The sequence below is a fragment of the Anoxybacillus flavithermus genome (assembly GCF_002742685.1).
In the GTDB taxonomy this organism is placed as follows: domain Bacteria; phylum Bacillota; class Bacilli; order Bacillales; family Anoxybacillaceae; genus Anoxybacillus; species Anoxybacillus flavithermus_E.
In genome coordinates this window covers 1-15,950 of record NZ_PEDM01000024.1, presented here as the reverse complement: position 1 = coordinate 15,950, position 15,950 = coordinate 1, and the positions used below count along the sequence as shown (strand labels likewise).

Genomic DNA, 15,950 nt, shown 5'->3' with positions numbered 1-15,950 from the left:
ATAAAAAGTAAATAAAATAAACATTTTTCTTAATATTTTAAAATTCACGTCATTTTTCTTTACGACACACTTTTTGTAGAAAATACCCACATACGACTTCCGATCCAGTTGATCACCATTCCGCTTATCGTCGCTATCATTTTGTTTAAAACAATCGGAAACATTTCTCTGAAACCGTGTAGCATCATGATCGTCACGATGAGAGAACAAAGGTTTACGGCAAGAAAACGAACGAATTGTTTTTCCCCCCTCCTACTGATCGAAACGTCCACGCCCGATTCCATACGTAGCTATTGATCACACCCACACTATAGCCAAACATTTGTGCCCACATATATGGCACATGAAGTGCTATGAGGGAGAAAAATAACAAAAAATCCACAAATGTGTTACTCACTCCAACAACAGTAAAACGAAACAACGTAACGATGTTATTCAATGTCATGCAACACCTTCTTAAAAAATTTACAAACTCATATTGGATTTTTATGTTAATATAAAAAGGTGAGGAATTTCAACTCATACAAAAATATCCATATAAATAAAAGGAGCTATCAAACATGGAGCACAAAATTGAAACGATTCCATTTGAATTAACCATTGTAGGAAAAGGATACCGCGTGAAAACAGACGAAGCATTCCAAATGATTCCTTCGCTTTGGGCTCATGCCGAGAAGAATGGATTGATGCAACAACTTATTGATTTGTCATGGAAACAGCCAAAATGCACACTTGAAGGACTGTTAGGCGTTTGTGGAAGAGATGCAACAATAACAGACGAGGAGTTTGTTTATTTCATGGGGATACGCTATGACGGAGAAGTGTCAAACATGGAACGAATGACGATTTCACATGATACATGGGCAGTTATTCCAAATATTGACGAAGCGTGGCAGCAATTATATTCACAATGGCTCCCTGCTTCTCAATATAAGCTCGCTAATTTTCCTTGCATTGAATGTTATTATCCGCCAACTCGACATCCAGAAAATGAATCGTGGGTTCCTGTCGTCATGAAGTCATAAAACAAACGCATGCCAAAAGAACCATAAACAGTGGCTCCTTTGGCATATGGATTAAAAATACACATCCGCTATACCGATGACACAAGCTACCGTCAACGGACTAAGCAAAGTAGATAAAAATACAGCTTGGGCTGCATATTCGGGATGGTGATTGTATTCTAATGCATACAATGCTGTATTTCGCGAGCAAGGATATGCACTAGCAATAAGCAACGCTTGAGCTGTAGTTCCTTCCATATGTAAGAGTAAAATGATCAAAAAAGCAATTAAGGGCGATAAGATTAGGCGACTACAAATTGTTATAAACATGAGACGCGGAATACGTTTCACATCCATATATGCAAGTTGAGCACCTAGCGTCACCAAGGCAATCGTTAAAAAAGCATCAGCTACATGTTCAAGGGGGCGCCAAATAAATGCTGGAACGGCAATATCGAAAAACTTCCAAATAACAGCGAGAACGAGTGCATAAATAATCGGATTTTTTAACATGTCACGTGTTATTTCCCGCCTATTTTCACTCGCCGAAATAAATTGAAACACGCCGTATGTGTTCGTTAAAAAGTTTTGAAAAATCGTTACAACAATTTGAATCGACATTCCTAACGGTTCATGGCGAAATACGAGCTGGCTAACCGGGATGCCGAAATTACCGGAGTTATTGAGCACGATTGTGTTTTGAAATGTTGCTCCTAGGCTACGGTCAAGCTTTAGCCATTTCGCCATGACAGCGCTAAGCGCAATAAGCGTTCCGTTTTGCAAAATGAGAAAGAAAAGAACGTGAAACAACACCTCGCTTTTTATATCGCTTTTATACACGTTCACAAACCCAACAGCTGGAAGCAAAAAATACGTCGTAAGTTTCGACAACGTATGCATGTCGAAATGAAATAACCGATGCAAATAAGCACCTGCTCCAATTAATAAAAACAACGGTAAAATGACATCAACAACAATGTGGATGAAAATGTCCAATGGAGGTCCTCCTTAACTCCTTTTTAACCGATAAATTCTTTCCGGTCTTCCGACAGTTCCATAGGAAACATCTGCGATGACGATAGAAACAGAGACTAAATACTCTAAATATCTCCTCGTAGTCGTCCGGCTTGCACCAATTAGTTTTCCGACCTCTTCCGCTGTCATCCCCTTATGATATTGCTTCATCACCGTTAGCACTTTCTCTAATGTCAATCGATGAATTCCTTTTGGCAGTTCATCATCTGCATCGCTTAATACGTAGTCTCTGCGAATTAGTTCATCAATTTCTTCTTGGCTAATAATCTCTTTTTCTTTCATCATCCGCTGCATTTTATCGTAATACTCTTTATATCGAACTAATGTTTCTGTAAATCGTTCTAACATAATCGGTTTAATAATATAGTCAAACACCCCTCCATGCATCGCTTTCTTCAACGAATCAACCTCTCGGGCAGCAGTAATCATAATTACATCAATATTCATAAAATGCTCCCGTATCCATTTTAATAAATGCAAACCATGCATGTCTGGAAAGTAAATATCTAATAAAACTAATTCCGGTTGAAGTACGGTGATCAATTCCTTTCCTTCCTGCTCGTTTGTAGCGATTCCTATCACTTCATACCCCGGAACTCGCGCGACAAATCGATGATTAATTTCTGCAATTCGCTTATCATCCTCTACAATAAGAACACGAATCGGTTTTGTCATCTCTCATCTCCTCCGCTTTGGAATCACAACGGTAAAAACTGTTCCTTTTCCTCTTTCTGTATGATACGTAATATATCCTTGCAACGCAGTTAACGATTTTTGAACTAAATCAAGCCCATAGCCGCGATGCGTCCCCGATTTCGTGGAAAACCCTTTACTAAATATTTGAAATTCTAATCCGTCCGGAATCCCTATGCCTGTATCCTCAACCTCAATAATCAAATCCTCGCTAAGATCGGTAAAAAATGCCGTAACACGCTTTTCTTCCCGACCGTTTTCTAATACCGCCTCCATCGCATTATCAATAATATTTCCAATAATTGTAACAAGGTGGTCGCGGTCAATATTGGAAATATCGCGAAAACTACTTTGCCGATCAATATCAAACGTAATTTTTAGCTCGCTTGCTTTATTAAATTTTCCAATTAACAATCCCCCAATCACGGGATCGGGAATTTCTTTCATGACAAAACGGACAATATCTTGTTGGACGTTTGTTTCTTTTGTAATGAGTTCTAGCGCTTCTTCATAAGATTCTAGCTGAATTAATCCAGAAATCACATAAAGTTTATTAGAAAACTCGTGCGTCTGCGCTCGAAGTGCTTCAGCGTAGCTTTTTACTTGAGACAACTCTTTTGCTAATCGGTAAAGTTCGGATTTATTGCGAAATGTCGATACCGCCCCGATGACAGAGCCGTTTTTATCGACAATGGGAATGCGATTAGCAATTACCGTTTGTTCTCCTATTGCCATTTCCACGTCATACTCTGCTTTGCCCGTTTCCATCACATCTAGCAGCCTTGAATGAGGAATAATATGTAAAATGCACTTTCCTAGGACATGTTGTTCGGTTTCGCAGCCTAATATCGCCATTGCCGTTTTATTCACCATCTTCACCATTCCATCTTGATTAACCGCAATAAGCCCTTCATGAATTGCTTCTAATATCGCTTGTTTCTCTTGGTAAAGAAGCCCAATTTCTTTCGGTTCTAATCCGTGAATCGATTTTTTCACCGTTCGAGCAATGAGCACAGAACCAACTACCCCAAACAATAGCGCAATAATCGAAAAAAGGAAAATTTTTGCCGTATACGCCCAAACGACTTGTTGTATATCTTCGATCATAAACCCGACCGAAACAATTCCAATCACTTGGCCAGATTCATCAAAAACCGGCGCTTTCCCGCGAATCGCTGGTCCAAGTGAACCAACAGCTTCTGAAATAATCGATTTCCCTTGGAGAACCGCGTCGTTATCCCCACCAACCATTTTTTTCCCGATTCTCTCTTCCATCGGATGAGAATAACGAATTCCTTCTTTATTTCCGACTACGACATACTCTGCGCCTGTTTTTCGACGAATCATCTCAGCAAACGGCTGAATTTGTTGATGCGGCTCTTTTTGTTGAAAAGCGTCTCTCACTAATGGAACAACTGCTACGCTTTCTGCTACATTCAATGCTCGCAACCCAATCTGTTCTTTTAAAGTGGAGGCTAGCATATGCTGAAAAAGCAGTGATAAAAACACAATGACGACAATAGTTAATGAACAAATAATAATAATAAGCTTCGTTTGTAATTTCATCGTACCACCCTTTAGAAAAAAGAGAAAGACCGACTGCCAAACGCAGTAAGTCTTTCGTTTTTTACATATCTTCGTTTACAATAACCGATTTCCCTTTTAATTTCATTAAAAACGGGATAGCAATCCATAAAATTGCGGCAATTAGCAGAACAAATGAAATCGGTTTTTCAATAAATACAAAAAAATCACCGTTCGATGCTGTAAGCGCCCTTCTCATATTATTTTCAATCATTGGTCCTAATACAAGTCCTAATACGAGCGGTGCAAGTGGAAAGTCATTCGTAGCAAGCAAATATCCTAACACCCCGAAACCGAGCAACAGAAAAATGTCGAACGTTGTCACTTGGACAGCATACACACCGAAAATAGAAATAGCAATAATAAGTGGCAATAAATATTTAGGCGGTGTCTCAATAATTTTAGCAAATATTTTGACAAGCGGCATATTCAAAATAAGAAGCATGACATTTCCAATAAACATACTCGCAATTAAGCCCCATGCCACATCTGGATGTTCATCAAAAAGCAACGGACCTGGTTGAACGTTATACATCATTAATGCTCCCATTAATATCGCCGTCGTTCCTGAACCCGGAATTCCTAGTGTTAAAAGAGGAATCATCGCTCCACCGGAAGCCGCATTATTCGCAGATTCTGGTGCAGCAACGCCAGCGATTGTCCCTTTTCCGAATTTCTCAGGATGTTTACTTATTTTCTTTTCTAACATGTAAGAGAAAAAAGAAGCTAACGTAGCTCCAGCCCCAGGCAATATCCCGACTAAAAAGCCAAGAAGCGAGCCGCGAGCAATCGGACCGGCACTTTCTTTTAATTCTTCTTTCGCTGGAATAATTCTGCCGATTTTTGCAATACGATCATTATTTTGCTCCTTATGGAGAATAGCTTTAAACACTTCTCCAAGCGCGAAAAGCCCAACCGCAACTGTTAAAAATTCCAATCCTCCATAAAGAAACGAAATATTATACGTAAACCGTTCTACCCCTGATACACTATCAAGTCCAATCGTTGAAAGTAATAATCCAAAAACCGTCATCATCCAAGCTTTCGTCATCGAATTTCCAGCAAGTCCGCTGACTGCTGCCAGCCCAAGAATCATTAACGAAAAATATTCTGCCGGTCCGAACTTTAGCGCTACGTTCGAAAGAGGTTCCGCTAGCAACACAAGCGCAATTAACGAAACAATTCCAGCTGCAAACGAGCCAATCGCTGCAATGGCTAATGCGGAGCCTGCCCTTCCTTGTTTCGCCATTTGGTACCCATCAAGCGCCGTAACAACCGACGACGATTCCCCAGGTGTGTTCAGCAAAATAGAAGTCGTCGAACCCCCATACATAGCCCCATAATATACACCAGCAAGTAAAATAATGGAACTTGTTGCAGCCTGTGCCGGTTCAAACCCTGATGTCATGGAGGCTGTAACAGGAATTAACAGTGCTACCCCGCTCATCGGACCTATTCCTGGCAAAACGCCAACAGCCGTTCCAATCAGTACGCCGAGAAAGGCAAAAAATAAATTATGCAACTGCAACGCCGTTTGAAAACCATCAAGAAGAAATGTCACGCTCGTTCCTCCTTACCTCAACCAAATTGGCCAACTTGGCAACGTACCCTGTAGCATCTTAACGTATAGTCCATACACTCCTAACGAAAAACAGGCGGCAATAATGATTGATTTCCATATCGAACCTTTTTCCATCGTCTGAAATCCGATGATAAGGAAAAGAAAAGTGGTGATTACGTATCCGATTGGTTCAAGTAATATAGCATAAAAAATAGAGGAGATGAATATAGTCCAAAACTTTTTATATTGCAGCCGTTGTTTTTCCCCGTGAGTCGACCGATACCGCATCGTTTCGAATAGTAACTTAACGCTAAGCAACACAAGAATAAGCCCTAGCAAAAATGGAAATACGTTTGGACCGACTACACTGCCATAAGCACTCTTTGAAATTCGTAAACTCCCTATCATAAACAGCACTCCTATTGCCAAAAACGTTAAAGTCGCAATACGGTCAAACGTTTTGTTCATCGTTACACCTTCCTTTCGGTTGGGAAAAGGGGAGAGAATTCTCCCCCCATCCATTTATTTATGCATGCCAAGCGACTTCAACATATCGCTAATCAATATTTCTTGTTCTTGTAAAAATTTCGTAAATTCCTCTGCATTTTTGTAGTCTGACTGCCATCCTTGCTTCTCTAGTTCTTGTTTCCACTGATCACTACCTGCCAGTTTTTGGAGCGTTTCTTCCCAAAACTTCTTCGCATCTGCAGACATTTCTTTCGGGCCAAACACCCCTCGCCAAATCGTAAACTCTGCATCAATACCAAGTTCTTTCATCGTCGGAACGTCTTTCAAGTCTCCGCTAAGTCGTTCAGACGAAGAAACAGCAAGCACTTTCACTTTTCCAGCTTTCACATACTCACCAACCGAGGAAGCATCTGTCGCAATAACATCTGCATTTCCACCAAGGAGAGCCGCAATCGCTTCGCCACCTCCATCGTATGAAACGTATTTGACCACTTTCGGATCAATCCCTGATTTATAAATCGGAAGAATCGCCACTAAATGGTCCATTGAACCTGGTGCCGATCCGCCAGCGATTGTGATAGATTTCGGGTCTTTTTTAATTTCATCAAGCAACTGAGCTAATGATTGGAATTTAGAATCTGATTTGACAACAATCGCTCCAAAGTCTTTCGTTAATTGGGCAAGCGGAGTAGTATCTTTATAACCAAACGGGCTATTTCCTTCTGCTTTTAAGTTGTTAATGATGATCGGCGGAGAATTTACAAATAGCTTATAATCATTTTTTGTATCTTGAGTGGCATACTCGGCCATAAACACTGCTCCGCCGCCGCCCGGCTTATTCTCAACTGTCATCGTTTGCTTCACTAAATTCGTTTCGCTCAACACTTTCGTAATTGCGCGTGCAGTTAAATCCCATCCCCCTCCAGCCCCTGAAGGCGCGACAATCACAATCGGCTTCGTCGGATAATCTGACCGTTTTTCAGATGTCTTTGTTGTCGTATTCGCTTCTTTTGTTGTGGCATTTCCACAGGCACTAAGAATTAGTACAACCAACCCTATAACCAACCAACTGACCCATTTTCTCACCATTTTCTTCCCCCTTTGTTTGATAACGTTTACATATTCGAAAGTAATTATAGCAACAATTTTCTGAAAAATAAGTTTTTGAAAATAAAAATAATTTTGTTCATTTTGTGCACAAAATACAAAATTATTTTTATAGATTTACCCGTGGTGCTAGATAAAATCAAGTAAGCATAAAAAATTGATGTTAGTCTAGATTATCGCCACAACGAATAAAGAAATGTATAGTAAATCGATCAATGATGAGGAGTGTCTATAATGACAAGGCGTTTTGATAAAGAATTCAAAATACATGCAGTAAAATGAGTGGTCAAGGAAGGAACAGCGATCGCCCAAACATAAGTCAGTCCAAAAATCCTTCAGAAACAAGGGGACAGAAACAAGTGGCGAAGTATGGACAAAATTATGAAATATGAGAACATTCGTCCAAAAAACAAAGAAAAAATATAAGACAACCACTAACTCGAAGCATCATTGACCTGTGTACCCCAATCGATTGAATCAGCCGTTTGAAGTGAATGAGCCGGTGGCGAATATCACGGATATTCGGACGAAAGAAGGCTGGCTGTATTTCGCATCCATCAGGATTTGTTTTCTCGTAAAATTGTAGGATGGCATCTTTCCGAGCGCATGCCAAAGGAGTTAGTGATCAAAGCATTTCACCGAGCCATTCATCGGCGAAATCCTCAACCAGGTCTGATTCACTATTCAGATCGAGGGAGCCAGTATGCATCGAATGAATACTAAGCCATGTTGAGGCAATACGGCATCCAGACGAGCATGAGTCGAAAGGGAAACGGTTATGACAACACATATGTCGAATCGTTTCACAGCATCTTGAAAAAGAAACTCATTTTCCACGAATCTTTTACACCAAGAAAAAAGCGAAACAACGGATTTTCGAATACATTGAATGGAGAGAATTCATTCCGCTATTGAGTACTGTCTCAAATTGAGCATGCGAAGATGCATCAACTTCACTCTTGAGAAAGGGAAAGGTTTACCAAATCATTCTCCTTCTCAAGAAGCCACCAAACGAAGTGTGGTAGTAGAGTTTTAAAATTTTTCTCGATTTTTATGTGTCTATTTTCTTGACATAATGCCCTCTATCAGCTTGTCTACTTTGTCGACGAGCTTCCGTAAGATATATGGTTGCTTTTTTTTATAGTTTCTCTATAAAATATTGTAAACAAAACATATATCCATTCAATACAAAAAGAGGGTGAAACAATGGGTAATATCCCTGACTCGAACAAAATTTACTCTTACGCCGACTGGAAAACATGGGAAGGGCGCTGGGAATTGATAAATGGAAAGCCATATAATATGACACCTGCTCCATCTTCGGAACATCAATTTGTAGTGGGGGAATTGTATTTTGCTTTACGTCACTTTTTTCAAAATAAACATTGTTATGTTTTTATGGCACCATTTGATGTATTTCTTAGCAAACATGACACGTATGAAATCCCTGATGATATTGTTCAGCCCGATATTGCAGTTATTTGCAATAAAAAACAAATTGTTAAAAAAGGATGTTACGGACCGCCTACGCTTGTTGTCGAAGTATTATCACCTTCAACTGCCTTAAAAGACTACAACGAAAAATTTTATACTTACCAACAATATCAAATTATCGAATATTGGATTGTTGATACTGCTAACAAAATGATTCATGTGTACAATTTGCAGGAAGGGGCGTATCAACGACACGCTACATACGGACAACAAGACACATTGCATTCTGCACAATTTAAGGACTTAGCTATTCCATTAAAGTATGTACTTGAATGGAATTAAAACGGCTCTTGTTTCAGACGACAAGAGCCAAAATTGTTCGATTGTGCACTCTTTACCGATTCCGATTAAAAATAATCAGCTTTAATTCTGTCATTTCTTCGATTGCATATCGAATACCTTCACGCCCAAATCCGCTTTCTTTTACCCCACCATACGGCATATGATCGACACGAAACGTTGGAATATCGTTAATAATCACCCCTCCGACATGCAGTTTCTCCGCTGCTTCCCAAGCAGTATGAACGTTGTCTGTATAGATGCCGGCTTGCAGGCCGTAGCGTGAATCGTTGACAAGATCAATCGCTTCGTCGACGGAAGACACTTGATTAATCAAAACAATTGGCGCAAATACTTCTTGGCACGATACTTTCATCGTTGGCGCCGCATCTAAAATGACCGTTGGCAACAAAATATTTCCTTGTCTCTCCCCACCAATGGCAACAACAGCACCACCTCGTTTTGCCTCTTCAATCCACTCTAGCGAACGCTCGACATCTTTTTCAGAAATGAGAGCCGAAACGTCTGTCTTCGGATCAAGCGGGTCACCAACTTTCAACTGCTTCACCGCTGTCACAAACTTTTCGATGAATTCTTTATACCGTTTTTCATGTACGTAAATACGTTGCAACGAAATGCACACTTGCCCTTGGAACGAGAAAGCACCGACAACGCACCGCGGAATGATTCGTTCGATATCGACTTGTTCATCGATAATAACAGCTGAGTTTGACCCTAACTCTAGCGTGACGCGTTTTAAGCCAGCTTTGTTACGAATAGCAATCCCTACTTCAGGGCTTCCTGTAAATGTGATCATGCGAACACGTGAATCTGTCACAATTTGATCACCAACTGTTTTTCCGCTCCCCGTCACGACATTAAGCGCTCCGTTTGGCAGTCCTGCCTGCTCAAATAATTCGGCAATAAAGTAGGCAGAAAGCGGCGTTTGGCTTGCAGGTTTCAACACGATCGTGTTCCCTGATGCAATCGCAGGACCTAGCTTATGTGCTACTAAATTCATCGGAAAATTAAACGGCGTAATCGCTCCAATCACTCCAATCGGTTCTCTGACCGTAAAAGCGACGCGATGTTCTCCGCCTGGTGCGGCATCAAGGGGAATCGTCTCCCCATGAATTCGCTTCGCCTCTTCCGCCGCAAATTTATACGTTTGAATCGTGCGCGCTACTTCCGCTTTGGCGGTCGTGATCGGTTTTGCGGCTTCTTTTGCAATGATCGTAGCCGCTTCGTCGGCGCGTTGTTGCAATAAAGCTACAACTTTCTCTAAAATCGCTGCACGCTCGTGTGCTGGCATTTTCGCCATCACTTGCCGCGCTTCATACGCAGCCGCAATCGCACGTTTCACATCTTGTTCGGCAGCAATCGGAATCTCGGCTAACACTTCTCCAGAATACGGGGATAAAAGTTTGGTATACGCCTCCACTTTGATCCACTCACCGTTAATATAGAGCTTCTTTCTTTCGATTGCTGTTCTCATCTCGTTTTCCTTCCCTTCTTCGTTTATTCCTTACTTGATGACAAATAGTACTATACGATCATTCCCTTTTTGACGACATACGTCTAGCATAGATGATATTTATTTCTATTCTTTTTCCATGTTTTATAATCCTCCACAAACTTGATTGACTAATGACGAAAAAGATAAAAGCCCACTTCATGAAGCGGACTTTTATAATCACTCATTCATCTGAAATAACGCAATCGCACGTTGACGTTGCAATGAATGGTCTACTGTTGGTGCAGGATAGTCGGTTTTGATGTTGCTTTTCCATGGCTCATGAATATGTGCCGAAGGGAAAGAAGCGAGTTCATGGACATATGTGCGAATATACGTGCCATCCGGATCAAACTTTTTCGATTGTTCAATCGGGTTAAAGACGCGAAAATACGGCACAGCATCTGTCCCGACAGAAGCAGCCCATTGCCATCCTCCAATATTTGATGCTTCATCATAGTCGATTAACATCTGGTGAAAATATTCCTCCCCCATGCGCCAATCGATAAGGTAATCTTTTGTTAAAAACGATGCCACGATCATCCGAAGACGATTGTGCATCCATCCTTCCTCTTTTAATTGACGCATCCCTGCATCAACGAGTGGAAAACCTGTTTTTCCTTCTTTCCACGCTTCAAAACGTTCGTGATCACGCAACCATGGAAGATGGCGATACTTTTCTATAAACGCTTCCGTTTTTGTAAATGGAAAATGTGCATAAATCATATGGTAAAAATCGCGCCAAGCTAATTCTTTTATATATGTTTCTACTGCTTCATCATAGCCATTGCCAAATTGTTGCGCAACCGCATGAAAAACGGTGCGAATAGAAATCGTCCCAGTTTTTATATGTGGAGATAAACGACTTGTCCCTGTAACGCTCGGGATATCTCGTTTCCGATGATAATATGGGAGTGCCGTATCGATAAACTGCTGTAAAACATGTAAAGCGTCTTGTTCGCTCGTACGTTCCCAGTGCTTTGTACATTGCGCAAGCCACATCGCAAACGTGCGCTCATCATCCTCCGAAAGCGGTGTGATGTGTAACATATGCATGCGCAACAAATCGATGTCAACGGAAAGAGGAAAACGTTTCGGACGTTTCCGCCAGGCACGATAATACGGTGTATATACTTTATAAGGCGTTCCATCTGCTTTTAGCACACCAAATGCGCCATGCATATGTGCATCATCGTATGCATATACGTCAACTCCGTGCTTTTTTAACAACGTACAGACGTGATCGTCCCGCTCTTTTCCACGCCCGACTTCATCTTTATTAAAAAAAATTGCACGCATATTTGTATGATGAATGAGGCGAGTAAATACTTGATTCGTATCCCCATACAATACATGCATGTGAATGCCGTATTCACGTAATGACTGGCGAAAGTGCTCAACCGTTTGAAAAAAATATTCATGGTGATACGTTCGTTCTTTTGCAAAATAAGGGTCAAAATGAAAGAAAAAAAGAAGTTTCCCTTCTCTTTCTTTTGCCCACTGAAGCGCGTGAATGAGCGCTGTATGATCGTGTAGACGAAAATCTCGCCGAAACCAAACAACTGCTGTATGCATGTATCCCATCCTTTCATATGTTACGTGTTTTTATTGTACAATATTTGTTTAATAATTGTATAATAAAAAGAAAAAGAAGGTGAACATATTGTACGATGTCATTGTTGTTGGAACAGGATTCGGAGGGATGACCGCAAGTGCGCTGCTTGCGAAAAAAGGATATCGCACACTCTCGATCGAAGCTGCCAGCGAACTCGGTGGATGTGCAGGAAAATTCGAGCGACAGTCGTTTCGTTTTCAAGCAGGCGCTACACTTGGGATGGGATTTGAAGAAGGCGGCGTATTTTCACAACTATTTCATGAACTCGACATATCTCCCCCTCCCGTTCATTTATTGGATACGATCATGGACGTACATTTTTCGGAACGAACGATTCGATATTACCAACAAAAAGAACGTTGGTTTGACGAAATTGCCAGACAGTTTCCAAAAGATAGCGCAGCCATTGTTCGCTTTTTTGAAGAAATGTTTTCTCTGGCGGATGCGATGCTTTCGTTTGTATATAAACGACCGATCGTTCCTCCCAAAACGATCAAACAGTTATTTCAAGCGATGCAAAAAGCAGATAGCAAGCTAATAAGCGCAACACCATTTTTGTTTCAATCGATTGCGAAACGACTCCAACATTACGGCATTCGTGATGAAACGTTCATCGCTTTTTTAAACGGCCAACTCGTTGACAGTGTGCAAACAACGATTGAGCGTTGTCCCGCTTTGCTTGGCGCCGTCGCCTTAAGCATATTTCATCGCGGAGCGTTTTACGTTGAGGGAGGGCTTGCAAACGTTGTTCATGCGCTTGCGGAACGTTACAAACAGCTTGGCGGAGAACAACGGATGCGTGAAAAAGTCGTATCCATTCGTAAACAACGTCATTGGCTTGTGACGACGAATCGAAAACAAACATATGAAGCGAAACACGTTGTATTTAATGGCTCTCTGCATAGTATTTTCTCCATTTTAGACGATTCAATAAAACGCATATTTTCGATTCGTGAAGAAAAGGAAAAAAAGCGCCCAGCTTGGGGGGCATTCACCATTTATATTGGAGCGGACGACGACTTACAGACAGATAGCTTATACCACCAATTTATCGTCAATCAAACAAAACCGATGAGTGAAGGAAATCAATTTTTATTGTCCGCTTCCGCACCGTTCGATCGACAAATGGCACCTATTGGAAAACGTTCCATAACGATTTCGACCCATACCGAACCACTTCATTGGTGGGATCGTCATGCGTATGATGAACAGAAAAAGATGCTTACAGAACAAATATTGCAACGTGTCAATAAAACATTCCCATTAACGAATATACATGTTCAATTAGTCGGCACACCTGTGACATTTTCTCGTTTTACTCATCGGGCGTTCGGAAAGGTAGGAGGATATATTCCAAACGGTGTTTTCAGTTTATTGTCTACGTATTCACCGCAAACAAATGTCGAAGGATTGTGGCTTTGCGGGGACACAGTATTTCCTGGCGCAGGCTCACTCGGCTGTGCATTATCAGGATGGATTGTGGCGGATGGCATTTCAGCAAGCAAATAGCTCTATGCACAATACATAGAGCTATTTCTTTTTTATTTCGATTGGCACAGATGTTTTTATTTTTATTGCCACTTTCGGATATGTTAACGCTTGAGTAACAATCGCATCAGGCGCAGGCTTTCGTTCTTTATAGGAAACGATCGCCTTCCCTTTTTCGTATCGTACATCAATCACCTCAACCTCATATCCGCCCGTCCTTCTCTCACCGAGATGAATGACAACATACGTCACACCTTCTTGTTGAACGGTATACGTTTGAAATTGTTTATGCTGTTTTTCATACAACGCTTTCACATGCTGTGGAAGTTGTTCGGCTGTAACTACTTCGTATGCAATGTGATCTCCTTCTTTATACGCATCTTGTTTCTCTGCTTTCGATATACTGCAAGCAGAAAGAAGAAAACTCATCAACATAACGATCCATTTTTTCATTTTCATATTCCCCTTTCTTATGCTATTGTATGCATAGAGCACAAGAAACAAACTACGTATTTTTCTCCATACATTTTGCACATTTCTTTTTTATGATGATGATACGATACAAGTGGATGGAGGGAAAGCGATGAAGAAATTATTGTTAGGAACTGTTTTGGCGGGAGTTGTTGCAATTAGTGCAGCTTGCTCCAATACGATGCAAGGACACGACACGTCCAACATGCATATGAAAAAAGAGAATGCTTCTAATGAAGGGAAGCAATTGCCTTTAGCAACGAATACAGAAGTGCTATCCGAGAAAGAGATTCACCTTACTGCGAAGGAAGCGTTATTACAAATCAACGATCAAGTCAAACTCCCAGTATACACGTATAATGGATCGGTACCCGGTGCGCAAATCCGCGTAAAACAAGGGGATCGCGTGAAAATTATTTTTAAAAACGAATTGCCTGAGCCGACGGCGATTCATTGGCACGGCTACCCTGTCCCTAACGATCAAGATGGTGTGCCTGGAATGACTATGGATGCCATTAAACCGGGGGAAACGTTTACGTATGAATTTACGGCAACTGTACCTGGAACGTATTGGTATCATTCGCATCAAAAAAGTGCCGAGCAAGTGGACAAAGGATTATACGGTACATTAATCGTTGAACCAAAAGAAGGAGAACAAGTCGATCGAGATTACACGCTCGTATTAGATGAATGGATGAGCCAACAACAAGCATCAACGACTGAACAAGCCAATCATACAAATATGCATCACGGCAATAGCTCGATGATGCATGATATGAGTATGTACGATATTTTCACGATTAACGGAAAAAGCGGAACAGCTATCAAACCGTTAAAAGTGAAAAAAGGCGAAAAAGTGCGACTTCGTCTTGTCAATGCAGGGTACATGTCCCACAAGCTTCATTTACACGGACATACGTTTCAAATTGTCGCAACGGATGGTCAGCCATTAAAAAACCCGCAACTAATCAAAGATGAACTGTTGAATATCGCTCCGGGTGAGCGTTACGATATTGAGTTTATCGCCGATAATCCAGGAGAATGGTTATTAGAATGCCATGGAGATATGAAAGGTACTGATGGCATGAAAGTGAACATTCAATACGAAGGACAAGCAAGCAATACGGACAAAGCGAACGCAAAGGAAAACCTTCCTGTTGTGGATATGACAACATACGGAAAATATGAAGCAGGCCCATTTACGTTAAACCAAAAATATGATGTAGAGTACACGATGGATTTAGGAACGGCGATGGGGAAAAATGGGATGATTTTCACGATTAACGGGAAAACGTATCCTGACACAGCGCCTATTAATGTGAAGACAGGAGATTTAGTAAAAGTAAAAATAGTGAACAATTCACCTATGGATGTACACCCAATGCATTTACACGGACATTTCTTCCAAGTATTAAGCAAAAACGGTAAGCCAGTCACAGGCTCTCCATTGATTAAGGATTCGTTAAATGTAAACCCTGGTGAAGAATATGTCGTCGCGTTTAAAGCGAATAATCCGGGAAATTGGATGTTCCATTGCCATGACTTGCACCATGCTTCAGCGGGAATGGTGACAGAACTAAAATCCCGAGTTCGACAGTTTGAGGGGCATTTTAGGCAAATGAAAATGACCGAAATGCT

General features: G+C 41.0%; 13 protein-coding genes and 2 pseudogenes. 5 read left to right on the top strand and 10 right to left on the bottom strand.

Going from position 1 to position 15,950, the window contains the following annotated elements; genetic code table 11:
* Positions 1–59 precede the first annotated feature (59 nt).
* Positions 60–445: pseudogene (locus tag CS060_RS10200) on the bottom strand (GtrA family protein).
* 115 nt (positions 446–560) lie between these two features.
* On the opposite strand from CS060_RS10200, the gene CS060_RS10195 reads away from it, so the two are divergent.
* A complete protein-coding gene (locus CS060_RS10195) occupies positions 561–1,025 on the top strand; it encodes a GyrI-like domain-containing protein (RefSeq protein WP_035046369.1) in 465 nt (154 codons plus the stop codon).
* A 51-nt stretch (positions 1,026–1,076) separates the two neighbouring features.
* On the opposite strand, the gene CS060_RS10190 is transcribed toward CS060_RS10195, so the two are convergent.
* The 6 genes from CS060_RS10190 to CS060_RS10165 form a co-directional block, all read right to left on the bottom strand.
* Positions 1,077–2,000, bottom strand: coding sequence for an AEC family transporter (locus tag CS060_RS10190; protein WP_035046372.1), 924 nt, complete (start codon positions 1,998–2,000; stop codon positions 1,077–1,079).
* Positions 2,001–2,012: 12 nt separating this feature from the next.
* Positions 2,013–2,714 carry a response regulator gene (locus CS060_RS10185; RefSeq protein WP_035046374.1) on the bottom strand — a complete coding sequence of 234 codons (702 nt, stop codon included), beginning with the start codon at positions 2,712–2,714 and terminating at the stop codon, positions 2,013–2,015.
* Positions 2,715–2,717: 3 nt separating this feature from the next.
* On the bottom strand, positions 2,718–4,298 hold the full coding sequence (locus tag CS060_RS10180; protein WP_035046376.1) for an ATP-binding protein: 1,581 nt from the start codon (positions 4,296–4,298) through the stop codon (positions 2,718–2,720).
* Positions 4,299–4,359: 61 nt separating this feature from the next.
* Positions 4,360–5,877, bottom strand: a complete 1,518-nt coding sequence (locus tag CS060_RS10175; protein WP_099668926.1) for a tripartite tricarboxylate transporter permease — start codon at positions 5,875–5,877, stop codon at positions 4,360–4,362.
* Between the two features lie 12 nt (positions 5,878–5,889).
* A complete protein-coding gene (locus tag CS060_RS10170; protein WP_035046378.1) occupies positions 5,890–6,345 on the bottom strand; it encodes a tripartite tricarboxylate transporter TctB family protein in 456 nt (151 codons plus the stop codon).
* A 54-nt stretch (positions 6,346–6,399) separates the two neighbouring features.
* Positions 6,400–7,434: a tripartite tricarboxylate transporter substrate binding protein gene (locus CS060_RS10165; protein ID WP_052025496.1), complete on the bottom strand. Its 1,035-nt coding sequence runs from the start codon at positions 7,432–7,434 to the stop codon at positions 6,400–6,402.
* Positions 7,435–7,773: 339 nt separating this feature from the next.
* Between CS060_RS10165 and CS060_RS14445 the strand changes: the two are divergent.
* Both CS060_RS14445 and CS060_RS10155 read left to right on the top strand, forming a co-directional pair.
* Positions 7,774–8,371: pseudogene (locus CS060_RS14445) on the top strand (IS3 family transposase); the annotation flags it as partial.
* A 287-nt stretch (positions 8,372–8,658) separates the two neighbouring features.
* Positions 8,659–9,228: a Uma2 family endonuclease gene (locus tag CS060_RS10155; RefSeq protein WP_035019858.1), complete on the top strand. Its 570-nt coding sequence runs from the start codon at positions 8,659–8,661 to the stop codon at positions 9,226–9,228.
* Positions 9,229–9,280: 52 nt separating this feature from the next.
* Here the strand turns inward: CS060_RS10155 and CS060_RS10150 are convergent, their stop codons facing one another.
* A complete protein-coding gene (locus CS060_RS10150; RefSeq protein ID WP_035046380.1) occupies positions 9,281–10,720 on the bottom strand; it encodes an aldehyde dehydrogenase family protein in 1,440 nt (479 codons plus the stop codon).
* A gap of 198 nt (positions 10,721–10,918) precedes the next feature.
* A complete protein-coding gene (locus CS060_RS10145; RefSeq protein ID WP_099668925.1) occupies positions 10,919–12,322 on the bottom strand; it encodes a cryptochrome/photolyase family protein in 1,404 nt (467 codons plus the stop codon).
* A 70-nt stretch (positions 12,323–12,392) separates the two neighbouring features.
* Between CS060_RS10145 and CS060_RS10140 the strand changes: the two genes are divergently transcribed.
* Positions 12,393–13,862 (top strand): phytoene desaturase family protein, encoded by a 1,470-nt coding sequence (locus CS060_RS10140; RefSeq protein ID WP_231563502.1) that lies wholly within the window; start codon positions 12,393–12,395, stop codon positions 13,860–13,862.
* A gap of 21 nt (positions 13,863–13,883) precedes the next feature.
* Here CS060_RS10140 and CS060_RS10135 read toward each other — a convergent pair whose 3' ends face one another.
* Positions 13,884–14,294 (bottom strand): protease complex subunit PrcB family protein, encoded by a 411-nt coding sequence (locus tag CS060_RS10135; protein WP_231563504.1) that lies wholly within the window; start codon positions 14,292–14,294, stop codon positions 13,884–13,886.
* A gap of 130 nt (positions 14,295–14,424) precedes the next feature.
* On the opposite strand from CS060_RS10135, the gene CS060_RS10130 reads away from it, so the two are divergent.
* Positions 14,425–15,950: multicopper oxidase family protein (locus CS060_RS10130; protein ID WP_099668924.1), on the top strand; the 1,526-nt coding region annotated here is incomplete at its 3' end.

Coding starts and splice junctions, on each gene's coding strand:
- CS060_RS10195 (WP_035046369.1), top strand. CDS start 561: ATGGAGCACAAAATTGAAACGATTCCATTTGAATTAACCATTGTAGGA.
- CS060_RS10185 (WP_035046374.1), bottom strand. CDS start 2,714: ATGACAAAACCGATTCGTGTTCTTATTGTAGAGGATGATAAGCGAATT.
- CS060_RS10180 (WP_035046376.1), bottom strand. CDS start 4,298: ATGAAATTACAAACGAAGCTTATTATTATTATTTGTTCATTAACTATT.
- CS060_RS10170 (WP_035046378.1), bottom strand. CDS start 6,345: ATGAACAAAACGTTTGACCGTATTGCGACTTTAACGTTTTTGGCAATA.
- CS060_RS10165 (WP_052025496.1), bottom strand. CDS start 7,434: ATGGTGAGAAAATGGGTCAGTTGGTTGGTTATAGGGTTGGTTGTACTA.
- CS060_RS10155 (WP_035019858.1), top strand. CDS start 8,659: ATGGGTAATATCCCTGACTCGAACAAAATTTACTCTTACGCCGACTGG.
- CS060_RS10150 (WP_035046380.1), bottom strand. CDS start 10,720: ATGAGAACAGCAATCGAAAGAAAGAAGCTCTATATTAACGGTGAGTGG.
- CS060_RS10145 (WP_099668925.1), bottom strand. CDS start 12,322: ATGGGATACATGCATACAGCAGTTGTTTGGTTTCGGCGAGATTTTCGT.
- CS060_RS10135 (WP_231563504.1), bottom strand. CDS start 14,294: ATGAAAAAATGGATCGTTATGTTGATGAGTTTTCTTCTTTCTGCTTGC.